This is a genomic window from Halosimplex salinum, from assembly GCF_003730195.1.
GTDB classification, from domain to species: Archaea; Halobacteriota; Halobacteria; order Halobacteriales; family Haloarculaceae; genus Halosimplex; species Halosimplex salinum.
This window is the reverse complement of sequence record NZ_QWGG01000013.1, coordinates 111,178-127,127: the sequence shown is the minus strand read 5'-3', so window position 1 is coordinate 127,127 and position 15,950 is coordinate 111,178. Positions and strand designations below refer to the sequence as shown.

The window sequence follows — 15,950 nt, the reverse complement described above, 5'->3', positions numbered from 1 at the left end:
CCGCGTCCACGCACGAACAGAAGTGTTCCTTGCGTTGTGTCTGCGGCTCGTCGTTGCAATCACCAACTTCGAACGAGGAAACGATCCGGGCTGTGAGAAGCTATGAGATGGATTCTATGACACGCTCACCCTGAGTAACATCGCGGACCAAGCCGGTGCCAGGGATTTCCAGAAGTTCTGTGACTGGATAGACCGAAACTGCTGAGTCTGGGGCCGAATCACCCGTTATCTTTTCACTTCCCTTCGAACTCGGGTTCGCGGTCCTGCTGGAAGGCGGCGAGCCCCTCCCACACGTCGTCGGTCGTGAACAGGTGGCCGAACGCGGAGGCCTCGTACTCGAGACCCGCGTCGGTGTCGTCGCGACCGGCGAGCATCGCGCGCTTGGTGAGCTTCTGGGCGATGGGCGGGCCGGCGGCGAGGTCGCGGGCGAGTTCCCACTTGCGGTCGTCGAACTCGTCGGGGCCGAGGACCTCGTTGACGAAGCCGTAGTCGGCCATCGTTTCGGGATCGTAGTCGTTGCGCGCCGTGAAGATGATCTCCTTGGCGCGGCCCTCGCCGACGATGTGCTTGAGTCGCTGCGTGCCGCCCCAGCCCGGCAGGAGCCCGAGGTTGTGCTCGGGCTGACCGAACTGCGCGCCCTCGCTGGCGATGCGCATGTCCGCCGCCGTCGCGAGTTCCATGCCGCCGCCGAGGCAGTAGCCGTCTATCGCGGCGACGACGGGCATCCCGACTTCTTCGAGACGACCGAACACCTGCTGACCCTTCCGGGACATCTCGCTGGCTTCGAGCCCGCTCCCCGGCGCGGCACTCGCGGCGTCGAACCCGGCGGAGAACGCCCGGTCGCCGCCGCCCTCGAGGACCACCGAGCGAACCTCGTCGTCGGCCTCGAACTGGTCGAGCGCGGCGTCGACCTCGTCTATCATCTGCACCGTGATCGTGTTCATGCGCGCCGGCCGGTCGAGCGTGATGTGACCGACCGCACCGTCGACCTCGACCTCGATCTGCTCGAAGGAGACGGTCTCGCTCTCCTCCTCGCTCCCGTAGAAGCCGCCCTCCTCGGCGGCCCGTCGGAGTCCGTCCGAGACCTCGTAGCGGGCGGCACCGGTCTCCTCGTGGGCGGATTCGAGCGTCTCGATCAGGTCGTCGAGGCCGAAGGCGTCGGCGCGCTTGCCGGGGCCTTCCGGGTACCCCGCGCCGAGCATCATCGCCTCGTCGATGTCGCCGACGGGCGCCACGTCGTTCTCGACGAGTTTGCCGACTTCGTTGGCCATCACGGCGAGCAGGCGCGCTTCCACGTCGTCGCGGCCCTCGTCGGCGGGGATCTCGACGCCGCCGTTCTCGTAGTCGTAGAACCCCTTGCCGGTCTTCTTGCCGAGCTCCTCGGCCTCGACCTTCTCTTCGAGGAGGGGACAGGGCTCGTAGGCGTCGCCGAGGACCTCGTTGAGGTACTCGAGGACGTGCAGGGTCACGTCGTGGCCGACCTGGTCGCCGAGTTCGAACGCGCCCATCGGGAGGCCCATGTCGAACGACGTGGTCGAGTCGACCTCGGCCACCGTGGCGACCTCGTCGTGGACGAGCCAGCAGGCCTCGTTCATCTGCGGGACGAGCACGCGGTTCACGATGAACCCAGGCGAGTCCTTGCGGACGCGGACTGGGGACTTGTCGAACGCCTCGGCGAGTTGTTCGATCGCGTCCAGGGTCTCGTCGGCCGTGTGTTCGCCACGGATGACCTCGACGAGCGCCATCCGCACGGGCGGGTTGAAGAAGTGCATCCCGCAGAACTGCTCGGGCCGCTCGGTCACCTCCGAGAGTTCCGTGATCGAGAGGCTGGAGGTGTTCGTGGCGAAGATGGCCTCGTCGGGGGCGTACGACTCCAGTTCGTCGTACACGTCTTTCTTGATGTCCATGCGCTCGGGGACGGCCTCGATCACCACGTCGGCGTCCTCGACGGCGGCCTCGAAGTCGACGAGCGGTTCCACCCTGTCGAGGCTCGCTTCCGCCTCGTCCTCGGATATCTGGCCGCTCTCGGCGAGTTTCCCGAGCGACCACTCGATGTTCTCGTAGCCGTCGTCGACGAACTCTTCCTTTATATCGCGCATCGTCACGTCGTACCCCGCCAGCGCCGCGACTTCGGCGATGCCGTGGCCCATGTTTCCGGCACCAAGTACCGCGACCTGTTCGATATCCTCGAAGTTCATAGCGTGTATAGCCACTCTCGGCTTCCGTTTCAAGGTTTCTCTCGTGCATAAACGAGTGACTAGTTGAGAGTTGATTACGAAGGATTATGTATGGTAACGGATGACACCCATACATGGACTTCGCACTCTCGGACGAGCAAAAGCAGGTCCGCGACGAGGTTCGCCACTTCGCGAACGAGGAGATCGTGCCGGTCGCGACGGAGTACGACACCGAGGAGAAGTTCCCGCACGACCTGGTCGAACAGGCCGCAGAACTCGGGATAGTTGGCGCGAACGTGCCACTGGAGTACGGCGGCGTGGGGTACGACTACCTGACGAACATCCTCATCGTCGAGGAACTGTTCGCCGCCGACCCCGGGATCGGTCTCTCCATCTCCTCGGCGGCGTTCGGCGCCGACGCGCTCGTCGCGTTCGGCACCGAGGAGCAGAAGGAGAAGTTCCTCCGACCAGTCGCGGAAGGCGACGCCATCATGGGGTCGGCCATCAGCGAACCCGACGTGGGGTCGGACGTCTCGAGCGTGGCGACGAGCGCCGAGAAGGACGGCGACGAGTGGGTCATCGACGGCAACAAGATGTGGATCACCAACGGCTCGGTCGGCGACTACTTCGTCGTCGTCTGCGAGACGGACCCGGACGCCGAGGGGCGGTACAACGGCTTCTCGCAGATCATCGTCGAGTCCGACCGCGACGGCTTCTCGGCGGAGAAGATAACCGGGAAACTCGGGATCCGCGCCTCCGATACGGCGGAACTCCTGTTCGACGGCGTTCGCGTCCCCGAGGAGAACCTCGTCGGGACGCGAGGCGCCGGGTTCCTGCAACTCATGCAGTTCTTCGACGAGACCCGGACCGCCGTCGCCGCCCAGGGCGTCGGTATCGCTCGCGGTGCCGCCGAGCGCGCACTCGACTACGCACAGGAGCGCGAGCAGTTCGGGCAACCGATCAGCGAGTTCCAGGCCATCCAGCACAAACTCGCGGACATGCACACGCAGACCGAAGCGGCCCGGCAGCTGACCTACAAGTCCGCGTGGAGCGTGGACCACGCGGACGACGACCTGACGCAACTCGCGTCGATGGCCAAGGAGTACGCCTCGCGTGTGGCCGTCGACGTGGCCGACGAGGCCGTCCAGATCCACGGCGGCGCCGGCTACGTCAACGACTTCGACGTCGAGCGGTTCTACCGCGACGCCAAGATCACCCAGATCTACGAGGGCACCACCGAGATTCAGAAGAACATCATCGCGCGGGAACTGCTCGGCAAGGGCATGGTGTAGGCGACGCCGCGCTCGGTCCGGCGGAACGTCGTTCGTTTTAAGCCACTGGGCGAGCGATGGTGACGTATGCTACTCGGGCCCGTCCGTTCGCCCGCCCGCGCAGAGACTACCCGGCCGAACAGTGTTCGGCGTCGCTGTTGTTGAGGGCCCGTCCGTTCTCGTCTCTATCGTCACTGCCAGCGTTCCGACCACCGCTCGACTCACCAAAACCATGTTCGACCGACTCCGCGAGGACGTTCGCACAGCCCGCGAGACAGACCCCGCCGCGAAGAGCACCGCAGAGGTGTTCCTCTACGCCGGCCTCCACGCCGTCTGGGCCTACCGGCTGGCCCACTGGCTCTGGACCCACGACCGTCACTTCTCGGCTCGCCTGGTCTCACAGGTCACCCGCTTTCTCACCGGCGTCGAGATCCACCCCGGTGCCGACCTCGGCCGACGGGTGTTCGTCGACCACGGGATGGGCGTGGTCGTCGGCGAGACCGCCGAGATAGGCGACGACGTGGCGATGTACCACGGCGTCACCCTCGGCGGCGACGACCCGCGCCCGGTGAAGCGACACCCGACGGTCGGCGACGGGGTGACGCTGGGCGCTCGCTCGACGCTCGTCGGCGACATCACTATCGGCGACGGCGCGACCGTCGGCGCCGGCGCCGTCGTCGTCGAGGACGTGCCGCCCGGCGCGACGGTCGTCGGCAATCCCGCAGAGATAGTCGACCGCGGCGACGAGTCCGCCGACGCCAGCGGGGCGGAGGCCGACGTGTCCACCGACGACGAAGCGGAGGAGGCGGCCGGAGAAGCGGCCGATACCGACGACGAGACCGCGGCGCCCTCCGAACCGCCCACGTGCTGTGGCGCGGCGGGCGCGAGCTGAGGGACGGCCCCCAGTCGAGCGGTGGCAGCAGGTCGGGGCGCGGGCGCCAGTCGGGCGACTACACCACGCCCCGGCGCAGGCGCCAGTAGAGCGGCGACCCCTCCGAAACTCCCATACCGTCTCGTCACCGACTCCCCGCCGATGACAGCGGACCCGATCGACGAACTCGCGAGCGACGAGATCCTCGGTCCAGTCGTCGCCGAGCACGGCCCGCTCACGCTCGACCCGGCCGAGGACCTCTACGAGCGCCTCGTCGTCTCGCTGATCCGACAGCAGGTGTCCATGGAGGCCGCCGCGGCCATCCAGGACCGACTGTTCGACGCAGTCGAGGTGACCCCCGAAGCGATGCTCGCCGCCGACCCCGCGGACCTCCGGGCCGCCGGGCTCTCCGAGGCGAAAGTCGAGTACGTCAGGCGCGCGGCGACCGCGTTCCGGGACCGCGGCTGGAGTCGCGAGGCGTTCGCCGAACTGTCCGACGCGGAAGTCGCCGAGGAACTCACCGCAGTCCACGGGATCGGCCCGTGGACGGCCGACATGTTCCTCATGTTCGGCCTCGGCCGCGAGGACGTCTTCCCGGTCGGCGATCTGGGCATCCGCAAGGGGATGGACGTGCTCTTCGACGCCGAAATGACACGCGCAGAGATGGTCGACGCCGCCGACCGCTGGCGCCCCTACCGATCGTACGCCTCGCTCTACCTCTGGAACCACTACGAGAACGGCGACACCGAAGTCGGCCGCGATTGACCCCGCTCCGGGAGCGCTCTACCCCGTCTGAACGCCCCTGAACAGCGGTTCCACACTAAAACCCTGCGAAAGGTTTAAATACTTTTCGTCCTAACGAGGAGTTAGGTTCGGGCGGCTCCCGGATTTTCGGTTTTCCCCCGCCGGTAGCCCCCGCCCTCCCACCTGCCCCCCGCGCAGGACATCGATCATGACAGACACACGTATCCACACCGGCGAGGCGGAGAATCGCGCATCGGCCCCGGAGACGCGAAGCGAGACGGAGGCTGAGACCGAGACCGAGTCGGAACGCCCCGACGCTCGGAAGCGAGCGGAGACCTGCCCCGAGTGTAACGGCTCGCTCGTCACCGACGACACGCGCGGTGAGACGGTGTGTTCCGAGTGCGGTCTCGTCGTCGACGAGGACGAGATCGATCCCGGCCCCGAGTGGCGGGCGTTCGACGCCGGCGAGAAGGACGAGAAGTCCCGCGTCGGCGCGCCGACGACGAACATGATGCACGACAGTGGCCTCTCGACGAACATCGGCTGGCAGGACAAAGACGCCTACGGCAACTCGCTGAACGCGAGCCAGCGCCAGAAGATGTCGCGCCTGCGCACCTGGAACGAGCGGTTCAGGACGCGCGACTCGAAGGAGCGCAACCTCAAGCAGGCCCTCGGCGAGATCGAGCGGATGGGGAGCGCGCTCGGTCTCCCCGAGAACGTCCGCGAGACCGCGAGCGTCATCTATCGCCGCGCGCTCGACGAGGACCTGCTCCCCGGTCGCTCCATCGAGGGCGTCGCCTCGAGCGCGGTGTACGCCGCCGCCCGGCAGGCCGGGACCCCGCGCAGCATCGACGAGGTCGTGAGAGTCAGCCGGATCGGCGAGATGGAGTTCACGCGGACGTACCGCTACGTCGTCCGCGAACTCGGCCTGGAGATCCAGCCGGCGGACCCCGGGAGCTACGTCGGCCGGTTCGTCTCGGACCTCGACGTCTCCGAAGCGGTCGAGCGCCGCGCACGCGAACTGCTCGACACCGGGAAGGACGAGCAGGTCCACGTCGGGAAGAGCCCCGTCGGACTGGCGGCCGCAGCCGTCTACGCCGCCGCGCTGCTCGTCAACGAGAAGGTCACGCAGGGCGAGGTCAGCGAGGTCGCCGACGTCTCGGAAGTGACCATCCGCAATCGCTATCAGGAACTGCTCGACGCGGCCGAACAGCCCACGGCCGCGTGATCTCTCGGTTTCCGAGCTGATGACGGCTCACCACAGTCCTCCCGGAAACCGAAGAGGCCGGGACCCGTATTCTTCGACGTGCAACTGATCACCGCGCCGACCGACCGGCTGACAGCGTCAGCTACGACCGACCGGCTGACAGCGTCAGCTACGACCGACCGGCTGACAGCGACAGCCGCGACAGAGACGAGGACGCCACGGTGGCGCGCGAACGCGCCGGTGGGTCGGTGATACTGTGTCGGACGACAGCGACGACTCCCTGGCCGAGCGAGTCGAACGCATCCACGACGAGTTACGGGTCACCGAGGAGCGACCGGTCGGCCGCGAGGCGAGCCGCTGGATCGGCGAGGCACAGGCCGTCGCCGGCGACGCCGCCGACGTGGCCGCGACGGGCGGGTCCGAGTCCGTCGTCCGCGAGCGCGTCGGCCACGTCGCGGACCTGCTGTCGAACGTCGAGACCACCGGCGACGCGGACGCCGACGAACGGGTCGAACGTGCGCGAGAACTGGCCGAGCGGGTCGGAGAGCCGTAGCGCTACTCCTCGGATTCGATCTCGGGGTCGGACTCGCGGTCGGCCTGCCGGCTCACGTCGACCTGGTAGTCGCCGAGGATGTCGCGGCCGAGGATGACGGGGTAGTTCATGTGGCTGCGGTCCTCGACGCTGGCAGTGACGGTGTGGCGAGTCCCGCCGACGCCGACGACCACGTCCACGAGCGGCCGGCTCTTCGAACTCTTGGAGGAGCCCGAGCGGACTTTCGTGATCGACTTGATCGGACCGGCGCCGATGTCGGCCGCGAGTCGCGTGTCGATGCTCGTCCGCGTCGCGCCCGTGTCGGACTTGGCGACGACGGACTCCGAGCCTTTCGTCCCGCTGATGAGCACTTCCTCGGTGTAGCCGATCACGAGCGGGTCCGTCCCGGCCGAGGAGACCGACGGGGGCTTGCAGTCGGGCACCGAGTCGTCGAGGAACCCGGCGAGTTCCCGGACTCGGTCGTCGTCGACGGTCCCACCGACCCGTTCGATCGCGACTTTCGCGATGTACGGCGCGGGGCTCGTCCCCGTCGCTTCGAACAGCCCTTTGAACCCCGCCGTGGGGTTGACTTCCAGGACGTACCAGCCGTCCTCACCCTCCATGAGGTCGACGCCGGCGTAGTCCAGCCCGACGGCGTCGACGGCGCGGTGGGCCGTCTCGATGACCTCGTCGGGGACATCGTCGGCGGCGTCCTCGACGTGGCCGCCGAGGGCGACGTTCGTGCGCCACTCGTTCTCCGGGGCGTAGCGGAACATCGACCCGACGACCTCGTCGTCGACGACGTACACTCGCAGGTCGCGAGTCGGCACGTCGCCCCGCTCCAGCAGCTTCTGGAGGAACGCGTAGCGGTTGCCCACGCGAGCGTTGACCCGTTCGGTCGCGTCGACCTTCCAGGTGCCGCCGCCGTTGGTCCCGATCGCGGTCTTGTAGACGGCCTCGTCGCCGAAGCGTTCGCGTTCGAGGTTCAGTCGGTCCGACGACAGCGCCATGAGCGCGTCGGGCACCTTCACGTTCGCGTCCGAGAGCGCGACCGCCGAGGCCACCTTGTGCATCGAGGTGAGCGTCCTGGCGGGCTCGTTGAGCATCGGACAGAGCTGTTCGAGCGTGTTGGCCAGCCCCATCTCCTCGCAGGGCTCGGTCGACTTCGAGAGCAGGAGCCGGTTCGCGATCACGTCCACCTCGGGTTCGAGCACCGGTTCGGAACCCTCGATCCGGAGCGTCGTGTTCTCGTGACGGAGCCACTCGGGGTCGTGCCCGAGCGCCTCGACCGCGTTCAGTATCGCCTTGGTCTCCTTGCTGTTGTGCAGGCTCAACACCCCCACCGAAACAGAGTCAGAAGTCGCCATATCTGACCAACTTCGGGGGGGCCGAAAGAACTGACGGTCCCGGTATCGGCCGACAGGGGCCGAATTGACGCCGAACTGTAACGAGCGGCCGCGGTCGCCAGACGTTTTATACCCCTGTCCCTGTTGGAGGACATGGACGAGGCTGAGCCGTTCACCTACGACGGCGGCCGGGTCGACCCGGGTGAGACGGCCAACGTGCGGTACTCCGTCAGCGAGACGTATCTCGGCGACCCCGTCAGGATCCCCGTCACCGTCGTCAACGGCGGGGAACCGGGACCGACGGCCTTTCTCAGCGCGGCCTCCCACGGGGACGAACTCAACGGCGTCGAGGTCGTCCGCGAAGTGGCCCACGAGTGGAACCTGGACGACCTCCGCGGGACGCTCATCTGTCTCCCCGTGCTGAACGTCCCCGGATTCATCGCCCAGGAGCGCTACCTCCCCGTGTACGACCGCGACCTCAACCGATCCTTCCCCGGCAAAGAGGGGTCGACCAGCGCCAAGCGGATGGCGCGGCGCATCTTCGACAACTTCGTCGCACCCTGCGACCTGGGTATCGACCTCCACACCTCAACCCGCGGGCGGACGAACATGCTCCACGTCCGCGCCGACATGGACGACCCCGCGGTCGACCGACTGGCCAGGGCGTTCGCCTCGAACGTCATCATCGACAGCAGCGGCGCGGAGGGGACGCTCCGCCGCGAGGCCAGCGAGCGCGACACGCCGACGATAACGGTCGAGATGGGCGAGGCCCACCGGTTCCAGCGGTCGCTCATCGACCGCGCGCTGGTCGGCGTCGAGAGCGTCCTCGCCGAGTTCGGCCTGCTCCCGACCGAGCGAGTCCGCTGGCCCGGCTGGCGTACCGTCATCGAGGACTCCAGCGAGAAGACCTGGCTCCGCGCCGACGCCGGGGGCCTCGTCGACATGCACGAGGAGCGCGGGGGCGTCGTCCGCGAGGGCGAGACCATCTGCACCATCGCCAACCCGTTCAAGACGGAGACGGCGAAGGTCCGGGCGCCCTTTACCGGCCTGCTCGTCGGCGTCCTCGAGAACCCCGTCGTCTACCCCGGCAACCCGCTCTGTCACCTGGTCAAGCTCGACGACAGGACGCTCGGAGCCATCGAACGCAACGGCGGCGTCGGCGCGACCGAAGAGCGCGCGAACTCCGGCGACGACGTGACGGCCGAGAACTGAGAGCGCTGGCGGACGGAATGGTCTGGCGCGTGATACGTTCGTCCGGTCAGGCCGGCGAAAGTCGGGAAACACACGCCGAAACGGCCGGGCTGTGGACGCGTGTGAACGTGTTCGGCGGCCGAAACGGGGCGGTGTAGAAACTACTATAGCCCCCGACGCCTTTGCGCCCGGTGTATGAGCGAGACGTACGACCGCGGGGCGGTCGAGGACTTCGGCCGGTGGCGGGAGTTCAAGCCGGGCATGTGGGCCTGGATCTTCCACAAGTTTACCGGCTGGGTACTCGTCGGCTACCTGTTCACGCATATCGCCGTGCTCAGCACGGCTACGGGCGGCGACGTGTTGTACACGAACACGCTGCAGGGACTCGAAGAGCTGTTGGTCGTCCGCGTGCTGGAAGTCGGCCTCCTCTCGGTGGCCGTCTTCCACATCCTCAACGGCGTCCGACTGCTGTTCGTCGACCTCGGCTTCGGACTCGAGAACCAGGACAAGAGCTTCTACGCGTCGCTCGTCGTGACGGCGGCTATCGTCGTCGCGAGCGTGCCGACGTTCCTCTCGGGGGTGTAACTCATGGCACAGCACTACTCTTCCTTCGAACGCGGCGGCGTCAAGTGGCTCTTCCAGCGACTGACCGCAGTCTTCCTGATAGGCGTCCTCGCCTTCCACTTCTTCCTGCTGCACTTCGTCAACCACGCCGCGGAGATCACCTTCGCCGGCACCCAGGCGCGGATGAGCCAGGTCGGCTACTTCGCGACGATGTGGCTGTTCCTCGTCACCGCGACCTTCCACGGCGTCAACGGCGTCTACAACGCGCTGATCAACCAGGGCCTGACCGGCACCCGCAAGAAGGCAGTCGGGGCCGTTTTGACGCTGGCGAGCATAGCACTGATCGTTCAGGGAACCCGCGTCGCACTCGCGATGACTAACCTACTATGAGCACGCAAATCGAACAAGAGCAAGCCGAAGAGCAGGCAGAGGCCGACGCGGCCGCAGAGACCGAGGAGTCCCACCAGGAACGGCGACTCTCGGAGAAGAAGGCCAGGGCCGAGGCTCGAGAGCGCGAAGAACAGGCTCGCGAAGAAGTGCGAGAGGCCGAGGACACCGTCGAGATCAAGGTGTTCCGCTACGACCCCGAGGTCGAGGGCAAAGACGAACCCCGGTTCGACGACTTCCACGTCCCGTTCTTCAAAGGGATGACCGTCCTCGACGCGCTGATGTACGCGCGTGACCACTACGACTCCTCGCTCACCTTCCGTCACTCCTGCCGACAGGCCGTCTGCGGGTCCGACGCGCTGTTCGTCAACGGCCAGCAGCGACTCGGCTGCAAGACCCAGATGGCGGACCTGGAGGGGCCGGTCCGCATCGAACCGCTCCCGCACCAGGACGTGGTCAAGGACCTCGTCGTGGACATGGAGCACTTCTACGAGCAGATGCACGCCGTCGAACCGTACTTCCAGCCCGACGAACTGCCGGAGGGCGAACTCGAAGAGCAGCGCCAGTCCCCCGAGAACCGCGAGAAGGTCAAGATGTCCACGCGGTGTATCTGGTGTGGCGCCTGTATGTCCTCGTGTAACATCGCGGCCGGCGACAACGAGTATCTCGGCCCCGCCGCCATCAACAAGGCCTACCGCTTCGCCATGGACGAGCGCGAGGGCGAGATCAAGAAGGAGGACCGCCTCGAGATAATCGAGCAGGAACACGGCGTCTGGCGCTGTCAGACCCAGTTCTCCTGTACCGAGGTGTGCCCGAAGGACATCCCGCTCACGGAGCACATTCAGGAACTGAAACGCGAAGCCGTGAAGTCGAACCTCAAATTCTGGTAACAATGCACGAACACGACGTACTCGTCGTCGGCGCAGGCGGCGCAGGGCTCCGGGCCGCGATCGCGGCCCACGAAGAGGGCGCGGACGTGGCGATGGTCACGAAGCTCCACCCCGTCCGCTCGCACACCGGTGCGGCGGAGGGCGGCATCAACGCCGCGCTCCACCCGGAGGACTCCTGGGAACTCCACGCCTACGACACGATGAAGGGCTCGGACTACCTCGGGGACGCCCCCGCGGTGGAGACGTTCGCCCAGGACGCCCGTGACGAGGTCATCCAGCTCGAACACTGGGGCATGCCCTTCTCCCGCGAGGAGGACGGCACCGTCTCCCAGCGACCGTTCGGCGGCCTCAGCCACCCCCGCACCACCTACGCCGGCGCCGAGACCGGCCACCACCTGCTCCACACGATGTACGAGCAGGTCGTCAAGCGCGGCATCACCGTCTACGAGGAGTGGTACGTCCTCGACCTGGCGGTCAGCGACCACGACGACGTCGAGGACCGCGAGTGTCACGGCGTCGTCGCCTACGACATCGCCAGCGGCGAGATCGAGGGCTTCCGCGCCAACGACGGCGTCATCCTCGCCACCGGCGGCCCCGGTCAGGTGTTCGACCACACCACCAACGCCGTCGCCAACACCGGCGACGGCTACGCGATGGCCTACCGCGCCGGCGTCCCGCTGGAGGACATGGAGTTCGTCCAGTTCCACCCCACCACGCTCCCCTCTACCGGCGTGCTGATCTCCGAGGGCGTCCGCGGCGAGGGCGGCATCCTCTACAACGAGGACGAGGAGCGGTTCATGTTCGAGCACGGCTACGCCAACAACGAGGGCGAACTCGCCTCCCGCGACGTGGTCTCCCGCGCCGAACTCACGGAGGTCAACGCGGGCCGCGGTATCGAGGACGAGTACGTCCACCTCGACATGCGCCACCTCGGCGAGGAGCGCATCCTCGACCGCCTCGAGAACATCCTCCACCTCGCGGAGGACTTCGAGGGCGTCGACGGCCTCGACGAACCCATGCCCGTCAAGCCCGGCCAGCACTACCAGATGGGCGGCGTCGAGTGCGACGAGAACGGCCACACCTGCGTCGACGGCCTCTACGCCGCCGGCGAGACGGCCTGCGTCTCACTCCACGGCGCCAACCGCCTCGGCGGGAACGCCCTGCCCGAACTCCTCGTCTACGGCGCCCGCGCCGGCAAGCACGCCGCAGGAGGAGATATGAAGGAGGCCGAGATCCAGACCGGCCCCAGCGCCGAGAGCGAGGCCGGCGACCTCGACGAGTCGATCCAGATCGGCGCCGTCGATACCAGCGACGAGAGCGTCGCCGCGGACGGTGCGGCCGTGGACGCCAAGTCCATCGTCGAGAGCGAGGTCGAACGCCAGCGCGAACGCGTCGAGACGCTCCTCGAATCCGAGGGCATCAACCACGCCCACGTCCGCGACGACGTCCAGGAGACGATGACGGCCAACGTCAACGTGTTCCGCCGCGAAGAGGGCCTCAAGCAGGCTCTCGAGGACATCCGCGAGGCGCGCGAACGCTACCAGCACGTCGCCGTCTCCGACCCCTCGCGCACCTACAACACCGACCTCATCCACACCATCGAGACGCGCAACATCCTCGACGTCGCCGAGTCCATCGCCGTCGGCGCCCTCGCCCGCGAGGAGTTCCGCGGCGCCCACTGGCGCGAGCAGTACCAGTACCGCGACGACGAGAACTGGCTCAAGCACACCCTGCTCGCGTGGAACGACGGGACCCCCCGTCTCTACTACAAGCCCGTCCTCCTCGAAGCCGAGAAGGAGTACGAGCCGAAGGAACGGTCCTACTAGAGACCATCTTTTTCCCGCTCGGGTTTCCTCGCGCGCCTGCGGCGCGCTGCGGGAACCCTCGCGGCAAAAACATGGGTGAAAAAAGCGCGGCCTCACTCCGTTCGGCCGCGTGAACCGCGCTCACTTCGTTCGCGCGGATACTAACTAAAACTGACCGCCGGATTCTACCGCACGCCGCTCAGGACTCGTCTTCGTCGGCCGCTTCCTCGTCGTCTTCGCCCGACGCCTCGGCCGCTTCATCCTCGTCTTCGTCCTCGTCGACGATCCAGTCCTCGCGGACGCGCTTGGTTCCCGAGTCCGTCTCGATGAGGAGGATGTTGTAGTCCTCGGTGCCCGTCTTGACGCCGGTGACGGTGCCGCTACTGGTGCCGTACACCGACGAGTCCGGTCCGGCGACGTGGAACTCGACGTCCTCGCCGCGCTCGACGGGAACGTCTCCGAAACCGACGGGGGAACGGGGGACCGACTGCGCGCCGCCGCGATACAGCGGCTGGGACTGACCACCGGTACCCGTCTCGGACGCGTCCGGGCGGTCCGCCGCCTCCGCGTCGGCTATTCTGCGGCCGAACCCGCATCGCTTGGTCTCCTCGACGATCACCTGTTCCACTGTCAGCGTCGGATGGGTCTGCTTCCAGTCGGCCAGTGCCGTCTCCATCCGGTCGGCTGTCAGGTCGTCGCGCGCCGACACGTCGATCTCGAACGACCGGATCGAGCGCTCGCCCGTCCGAGACTCGACTATCAGCTGTACCTCGAAGACGCTCTCGGATCGATTCTTCGCCTGTCGCTCGTACTCAATTTCCGACCCGTCGATAGTTATCGTAGGCATGTCGATAGCTCAACTGTTACTACATTGGTGAGAAGTTGTTGATATATCTTTTTGAAGTCGTTTGGCAGAATCGAACGCTCGTCGGAGTCGAGCGTGCCGACGTCGCAGTCAACGACGTCGCTTCTCGCGAGAAACTGTCACTACCGGACTACACGTAGCCGAAACGGACTGAGACCGACCGAAAGACGTTTTGGCTGGTTCTCGCTGCGTCTACGTGTCACATGACGTACGACGTCGCCGTCATCGGAACGGGGCCGGACCCGGAGAACCCGACCGTCGAGGGGTTCGCCATGGGGTATCGCCACGCCGAGTCGTTCGAGAACCAGAACCGCTGTGAGGTCGTCGCCTGCGCCGACATCGTGCCGGAGAACGCCGAGGCGTTCGGGCGGACGTTCGGTCTGGCCGACGACCACGTCTTCGAGGACTACGAGGCGATGCTCGCGTCGGTGGAACCGGACATCGTCACCGTCGCCGTGCCGCCGATGATCCACGAAGACGTCGTCGTGGACTGTGCGCGCAGCGGCGTCGTCTCGGCGATCCACGCCGAGAAGCCCATGGCCCACACCTGGGGGTCGGCCCAGCGGATGGCCCAGGCGTGCTGGCGCCGCGACGTGCAACTGACGTTCAACCGACAGCGACGCTTCGGCAAACCGTTCAGAGAGGCGAAACGCCTGGTCGACGACGGCGAGATCGGCGACCTCCGGCGCGTGGAGACCACCTGGAGCGACCTCTACGACACGGGCGCCCACACCATCGACCTGACGGGCATGTTCGCCGACGAGGCCGAACCCGAGTGGGTCATCGCACAGATCGACTACCGCGAGGAGGACGTGCGCTTCGGCATGCACCAGGAGAACCAGGCCTGGGCGCTGTGGGAGTACGAGACCGGCGTGCAGGGCGTCATCTCCGGCGGCAAGGGGAGCGGCTTCGCCGACGCCGCACACGTCCTCCGCGGCACTGAGGGCGAGATCCGTATCGACAGCGACACCGGCAACATGCTGGAGATTCGCCGCGGCGGCGAGTGGGAAGCCGTCGACGTCGACGGCGAGGACCTCCACGGCGCCAACGCCGAGGGTCGCGAGTACGGCAGCGAGTACATCGACCGCGCGGCCGACGAGATCGTTTCGGCGCTCCACGAGGGCCGCGAGTCCGAACTCGGCGCGAGAAACGGCCTGAAGACCGCCGAGATCATCTTCGGGGCCTACGAGTCGGCCCGCAAGCGCGGCCGCGTCGACTTCCCGCTGGCGGCCGAGGACAACGCCTTCGAGGCGCTCGTCGAGGCGGGGGAACTGGCGTTCCGGCCCGAGGACGCCCAGGACTGAGGCCGCACGGCCCCGAACTTTTGTGCGACCGCTCCCCATCCGTTCCGCATGGAGTTCACGGAGTTCGGTGACGGCGACGAGCGCGTCCTCTTCGTCCTCGGATGGGGAAACCGTACGCACCACGAGAACGTGCGCTGGCTGGTCGACGAACTGGTCGACGCCGGCTACACGGTCGACGTGGGGCAGATACCCGACCACGGCAGCGGCTTCGACGCCGAGTACGTCCGGCCGACGCAGGCGCGCCACGACGCGACCGAGCCCGACCGGACACTCTCGCACAGCACCGGCGGCCTGGTCGCGGCTCACCTCGATTCGTCGGCGCCGCGAGTCTACCTGAGCCCCTGGTGGGGGATGGCCGGCGAGGGCCTCCTCGAACGGCTCGTCCGCTCGCTCCCGACCGACCGGCCCGTCGTCCCGGTCCCGTTCGAGGAGGGCGCACTGGGCGACCTCGCGACCGAGCGCCAGCGCGCCGAGGGACCGGACCGCATCGCGCCGGCGTTCCTGCGGACGGTCGCGGACGCGCAGGCGCGACTGCCGCCCTTCCGCGACGACAGCGTCGTCTTCTGCTCGCTCGCCGACAGCGTCGTCGGCGTCGGTGCGATCGGCGAGCACGCCCCCGCGGAGCGGACGGTCCTCTTCGACGGCGGCCACGAGTGTTTCTCCTCGTCGTCGCGCGACCGGACCGTCGACTGGCTCCTGGCGGTACTCGACGAGGGTCCCGAGGCCCTGACGGGGCCGGTCCGAAGCGCCGAGTCGCCGAGGTGACCGGGCCCGGTGGCGCGGGTCGCAGCGGCCA

14 protein-coding genes and 2 pseudogenes are annotated in these 15,950 nt (G+C 67.3%); 13 read left to right on the top strand and 3 right to left on the bottom strand.

All coding sequences use genetic code 11. From position 1 onward, the window contains the following. Positions 1–106, top strand: a pseudogene (locus D1409_RS22495) (IS5/IS1182 family transposase); the annotation flags it as partial. Positions 107–233: 127 nt separating this feature from the next. Here the strand turns inward: D1409_RS22495 and D1409_RS22490 are convergent. Next, a complete protein-coding gene (locus D1409_RS22490) occupies positions 234–2,198 on the bottom strand; it encodes a 3-hydroxyacyl-CoA dehydrogenase/enoyl-CoA hydratase family protein (protein ID WP_123539207.1) in 1,965 nt (654 codons plus the stop codon). A gap of 113 nt (positions 2,199–2,311) precedes the next feature. Here D1409_RS22490 and D1409_RS22485 point away from each other — a divergent pair, with 113 nt between their 5' ends. The 5 genes and pseudogenes from D1409_RS22485 (at position 2,312) to D1409_RS22465 (ending at position 6,823) form a co-directional block, all read left to right on the top strand. Further along, on the top strand, positions 2,312–3,469 hold the full coding sequence (locus tag D1409_RS22485) for an acyl-CoA dehydrogenase family protein (RefSeq protein WP_123539206.1): 1,158 nt from the start codon (positions 2,312–2,314) through the stop codon (positions 3,467–3,469). Positions 3,470–3,680: 211 nt separating this feature from the next. Further along, positions 3,681–4,181, top strand: a pseudogene (gene cysE / locus D1409_RS22480) (serine O-acetyltransferase); the annotation flags it as partial. Between the two features lie 300 nt (positions 4,182–4,481). Then, positions 4,482–5,084 (top strand): DNA-3-methyladenine glycosylase family protein, encoded by a 603-nt coding sequence (locus D1409_RS22475; RefSeq protein WP_123539204.1) that lies wholly within the window; start codon positions 4,482–4,484, stop codon positions 5,082–5,084. Positions 5,085–5,271: 187 nt separating this feature from the next. Beyond that, complete coding sequence (locus D1409_RS22470) at positions 5,272–6,291, top strand: transcription initiation factor IIB (protein WP_123539203.1); 1,020 nt, start codon at positions 5,272–5,274, stop codon at positions 6,289–6,291. 235 nt (positions 6,292–6,526) lie between these two features. Next, positions 6,527–6,823 (top strand): hypothetical protein, encoded by a 297-nt coding sequence (locus D1409_RS22465; RefSeq protein ID WP_164471855.1) that lies wholly within the window; start codon positions 6,527–6,529, stop codon positions 6,821–6,823. Between the two features lie 2 nt (positions 6,824–6,825). Here D1409_RS22465 and D1409_RS22460 read toward each other — a convergent pair whose 3' ends face one another. After that, positions 6,826–8,169 (bottom strand): putative ATP-dependent zinc protease, encoded by a 1,344-nt coding sequence (locus tag D1409_RS22460; protein ID WP_123539202.1) that lies wholly within the window; start codon positions 8,167–8,169, stop codon positions 6,826–6,828. A 132-nt stretch (positions 8,170–8,301) separates the two neighbouring features. On the opposite strand from D1409_RS22460, the gene D1409_RS22455 reads away from it, so the two are divergent. The 5 genes from D1409_RS22455 to D1409_RS22435 all read left to right on the top strand — a co-directional run bounded on the left by D1409_RS22455 (position 8,302) and on the right by D1409_RS22435 (position 13,006). After that, complete coding sequence (locus tag D1409_RS22455; protein WP_123539201.1) at positions 8,302–9,360, top strand: succinylglutamate desuccinylase/aspartoacylase family protein; 1,059 nt, start codon at positions 8,302–8,304, stop codon at positions 9,358–9,360. A gap of 174 nt (positions 9,361–9,534) precedes the next feature. Continuing rightward, positions 9,535–9,924: a succinate dehydrogenase, cytochrome b556 subunit gene (gene sdhC, locus D1409_RS22450; RefSeq protein ID WP_123539200.1), complete on the top strand. Its 390-nt coding sequence runs from the start codon at positions 9,535–9,537 to the stop codon at positions 9,922–9,924. A gap of 3 nt (positions 9,925–9,927) precedes the next feature. Beyond that, positions 9,928–10,293, top strand: a complete 366-nt coding sequence (locus D1409_RS22445) for a succinate dehydrogenase hydrophobic membrane anchor subunit (RefSeq protein ID WP_123539199.1) — start codon at positions 9,928–9,930, stop codon at positions 10,291–10,293. Further along, complete coding sequence (locus D1409_RS22440; protein ID WP_123539198.1) at positions 10,290–11,180, top strand: succinate dehydrogenase/fumarate reductase iron-sulfur subunit; 891 nt, start codon at positions 10,290–10,292, stop codon at positions 11,178–11,180. Before D1409_RS22445 ends, D1409_RS22440 begins: the two co-directional genes overlap by 4 nt. A gap of 2 nt (positions 11,181–11,182) precedes the next feature. Next, positions 11,183–13,006, top strand: a complete 1,824-nt coding sequence (locus D1409_RS22435; protein WP_123539197.1) for an FAD-binding protein — start codon at positions 11,183–11,185, stop codon at positions 13,004–13,006. A gap of 178 nt (positions 13,007–13,184) precedes the next feature. On the opposite strand, the gene D1409_RS24945 is transcribed toward D1409_RS22435, so the two are convergent. After that, complete coding sequence (locus D1409_RS24945; RefSeq protein ID WP_164471854.1) at positions 13,185–13,832, bottom strand: hypothetical protein; 648 nt, start codon at positions 13,830–13,832, stop codon at positions 13,185–13,187. 221 nt (positions 13,833–14,053) lie between these two features. Here D1409_RS24945 and D1409_RS22425 point away from each other — a divergent pair, with 221 nt between their 5' ends. Together D1409_RS22425 and D1409_RS22420 are read left to right on the top strand one after the other, a co-directional pair. Beyond that, positions 14,054–15,154, top strand: coding sequence for a Gfo/Idh/MocA family protein (locus D1409_RS22425; RefSeq protein ID WP_123539196.1), 1,101 nt, complete (start codon positions 14,054–14,056; stop codon positions 15,152–15,154). Between the two features lie 48 nt (positions 15,155–15,202). After that, positions 15,203–15,919 (top strand): alpha/beta hydrolase, encoded by a 717-nt coding sequence (locus D1409_RS22420; protein ID WP_123539195.1) that lies wholly within the window; start codon positions 15,203–15,205, stop codon positions 15,917–15,919. Positions 15,920–15,950 lie beyond the last annotated feature (31 nt).